This is a genomic window from Neisseria sp. P0021.S007, assembly GCF_051956855.1.
On record NZ_JBQCXA010000156.1, the window covers coordinates 1 to 1041 of the forward strand.

1 protein-coding gene is annotated in these 1041 nt (G+C 51.5%); it reads right to left on the bottom strand.

The features are described 5' to 3' along the window. Positions 1 to 1041 (bottom strand): ATP-binding cassette domain-containing protein (locus ACTHUR_RS11875; protein ID WP_440398707.1); only part of this gene is annotated, 1041 nt, incomplete at both ends.

Below are 1041 nucleotides of genomic sequence, written 5' to 3' on the forward strand. Positions count from 1 at the left end.
CTTTATAAGAAAGTTTGACCGTGCGGTTGGCTTTGGGTTTGATTTTTTCAGGCTCGGCAACCGCTTTAGGCGCAGAGGCCGTCTGAATTTTATCTTCCCGCGATTTTGCGTCGATATAGTCCTGATAGCCGCCGATGTATTCTTTCAGACGGCCTTGTCCTTCGAAAACAATGCTTTGAGTAATCACATTATCCAAGAACATACGGTCATGCGAGACAAGGAATACCGTGCCTTGGTAATCTCGCAACAGGTCTTCGAGCAGCTCTTGGGTATCGATGTCCAAGTCGTTGGTCGGTTCGTCCAAGACCAGGATATTGGCAGGGCGGGTAAAGAGTTTTGCCAACAGGAGTCGGTTGCGTTCGCCGCCGGAGAGTGATGAAACGGGACTTTGTGCGCGGGCTGGATGGAACAGGAAATCTTCCAAATAGCTCATCACATGCTTTTTCTTACCACCGACTTCAACGTAATCATTGCCCTGTCCGAGCGTGTAAAACACGGTGTCGTTTTCGTTCAACGCGCTGCGGAACTGGTCGAAATAAGCAACTTCCTGTTTACTGCCGATACGGATTCTGCCGTAGGTCGGCTGCAATTCGCCCAAAATCAGCTTAAGGAAGGTGGTTTTACCGATACCGTTTGGACCGATTAAGCCGATTTTGTCGCCGCGCTGCAAAATGGCGGAGAATTTGTCCATGATGACTTTGTCGCCATAGGCAAAAGAAGCGTGTTCCAATTCGGCGATGATTTTGCCGCTTTTTTCGCCGCTGTCGAGCTTAAAGTTGACCTGCCCTTGTACATTGCGGCGCTCGGCGCGCTGGCGGCGCAGCTCTTCCAAACGGCGCACGCGGCCTTCATTACGGGTACGGCGCGCTTCGATGCCTTTGCGTATCCATGCTTCTTCCTGAGCATGGAATTTATCAAACAAGCGGTTATGTTCCGCCTCGACTGCCAACTCTTGCGCTTTTTTCTCGCTGTATTTGGAGAACGATCCGGGATAGGAGCGCAGAGTGCCGCGGTCGAGTTCGACGATGCGCGTGGCGATAT